This is a genomic window from Streptomyces sp. NPDC029216 (genome assembly GCF_040648015.1).
Classification (GTDB): Bacteria; Actinomycetota; Actinomycetes; order Streptomycetales; family Streptomycetaceae; genus Streptomyces.
Genome location: NZ_JBEZWL010000291.1, coordinates 1 through 2501, shown reverse-complemented (window position 1 = coordinate 2501; position 2501 = coordinate 1). Strand labels below are relative to the sequence as shown.

The 2501-nt window shown below is 78.4% G+C and carries 1 protein-coding gene and 1 pseudogene; both read right to left on the bottom strand.

The genetic code is table 11. The features are described 5' to 3' along the window. Positions 1-947 (bottom strand): annotated as a pseudogene (locus AB0F18_RS39035) (hypothetical protein); the annotation flags it as partial. After that, entirely contained in the window at positions 944-2407 is a 1464-nt protein-coding gene (locus AB0F18_RS39030; RefSeq protein WP_362070251.1) for a class I SAM-dependent methyltransferase, read from the bottom strand. The pseudogene AB0F18_RS39035 and the gene AB0F18_RS39030, both read right to left, overlap by 4 nt. Positions 2408-2501 lie beyond the last annotated feature (94 nt).

Sequence of the window (2501 nt, the reverse complement as noted above, 5' to 3'; positions counted from 1 at the left end):
GCGGGGTGCCCGAGGGAGCTGAGCCGCACCATGCCGTCACCGCGCGGCGCCGCGGCGACGGCCACGGGCCAGCCGGCCGCCGCGACGAGCCCGGGGGAGCCCAGGTGGAAGGCGTGGGGCGCACTCCACACGGCAGCGGGCGCCCGCCCGTGCGCGGCCTCCAGCGCATAGGCGACGAGCCGGAACAACGGATCTGCCCCGGCCCGCCGCGCCAGCCCACCACCGAGCCCCTCGCCCTGGGCGGCGGGCGCGGCACCTGCCTGCCCGGCGCGGCCGGCTGGGTTGGTGGGCTTCCGCCGGGCGAGGTCGTCGGCGGATGCGCCAGGGGAGGCGGAGTGTGTCGCGCTGGTCGGGTTGCCGAGGGCATCGACCGGGCGGGCGCGCTTGGCACCCGCCTGCCCGATGTGGCCGTCGATGGATCCGCGGGGGGCGGCGGGGGCGGCGGTTGCCGGTCCCGCGAGGGCGGCGGCGGATGTGGCGCGGTCGGGCGGGTCGGTGGGCCTCTGCCGGGCGAGGTCGTTGGTGGATCCGCGGGGGCAGGCCGGTTCTGTCGGGTCGGCAGCGTCGCCGATGGTGGGGGCGCCGGGTGTGCCGGTACCGGCGACGCCGGTCGGCCCGGCCGGGTTGGCGGGGAGGGGCAGGTCGGCAGAGGTGGCGCGGATGCCCGTGACGGCCGGGATGCCGGTGTTAGCGGGGTCGGCGGAAGCTCCGGCGGTGCTGGTGTCTGCCGGGCCGGACGGGCTGGACGGGCTGGACGGGCTGGACGGGCTGGACGGGCTGGTGGTGGAGGGCTCGGCGGAGACGGCCGGGGCGGGCAGGGCGGCCGGGGCGGATTGGGCGGTGCGGGTGCCGGGGGCGGCTGGGACGTCGGGAGTGGCTGGGAGTCCGCGGGTGGCCGGGGCGGTCGGGGTGGTGGGGGGCCGGCGGGGTGATTCCGGGGGCGTCATCGGGTGTCCTTGCGGGCCAGCATGCGGTAGGCGTTGCCGCCGTCCGTGTGGCGGGCCGCCGCCGTGCGCAGGGCGTCGAGTACCGCCGCCGCGGCGAAGCACGGTACGGCCGCCGCGCGTACGGCCCCGGCGCGGATCCGGGCGCGGGTGGTGGCCGGGGGACCCCAGGGCCGGTCCGGATCCGGGCCCAGCCGTGCCGCCGTCAGGGCCACCGCACCGAAGAAGTCGTTCCCCTGGTGGGCCGGTCCGTGCTCCTCCGCGAGCACCGTGAACCCCCGGTCGGCCAGCGCCTCCCGCAGGTTAGCGGCCGGCATCAGGTGCTGGTGCTGCGGCTGGAACCACGGCAGCCACGCCGGTCCCAGCAGCCCGGCCATCCGCGACTGCGGGTCGGGGAGCTCGACGGCCAGGAACCCGCCCGGGGCCAGCACCGTGGCCGCCGCGTCCAGTTCGGCGAGCGGATCCCGGGTGTGCTCCAGGTAGTGGTACATGCTGACGACCTCGTACTGGCCGGCCAGCTTCTCCGCGAACTCCGGGAACTGCCCCCGGAATCCCGTCTCCACCCAGCCGCGCCGCTCCGCCTCCAGGACCCCGTCGCCCATGTCGAGCCCGTCGAACCGGGTCCGGGGCCACACGGCCCGCGCCGCGTTGCAGAAGTGCCCGTGCCCGGTGCCGACGTCGAGCCAGGACGCCGGATCGGCGTACGGCAGGAGCATCTCGGCCCGCCCCCGGTACGCGGACCCCAGCCGGCCGAAGACCCGGCCGGCGCCCTCGCCGCCGCGCCCCTCGTAGAAGTCCCGGTAGTAGAACTCCAGCCCCTCCGGCGTCAGCCGGGGGTTCTGGAAGACGTGCCCGCAGCCGTCGCACCGCTCCAGGGTGAACCGGCCGGGTTTGCCCTGGAGCAGGTCGGGCACCCGGACGCGGACCGCGAGCCGGCCGGAGCCGCACCACGGGCAGTCGGGCCGGCGCGGTTCGAGGAACCGGCCCGCTCCCCCCGCCAGGTCGGCCCGGTACGCGGCCGCCGCCGCAGCCGTGTCCCGGCCCTCCCCCCGGTCCTGGCCGGCCGCCGCCACCGCCGTCCGCAGGGCGGTGCCCAGGGAGCGCACCGGCCGGGCGGCGGTGGCCCGGCCCAGGTCGGCGGGGCGCAGCGGGGAGCCGGGCCCGCCGAGCGCGAGGTACGGCTGGAGCCAGTACAGCCCGGCGGCCGCGGCCCCCCACCGGCCCTGGCGTACGGCGACGGCGCCGAGCAGCGCCAGCCCGGACAGCTGGGCGGCGGACAGCAGCCCGGGCGGCAGGCCCTGCGCCCGCAGTTCGGCCACCCGCGCCCCGGCCGCCCGCCCGGCCGACCCGGAGGGCGCGCCGCAGCTCAGACCGGGCGCGATGGCCAGCCCCGTGGCATCGGCCGCGTACTCCTTCAAACGCCGGGTCAGCGCCAGGAGTTCCGCCGGCTCCGGCCGGGACACGACAGGCCGGACGGTATGTACCCGACTCGCCGTCTTGCCTCTCGAGTCTCCTGAGGCGCCAGCCGGGTTCAGATCCCGGCGAGGCTGAGGCAGC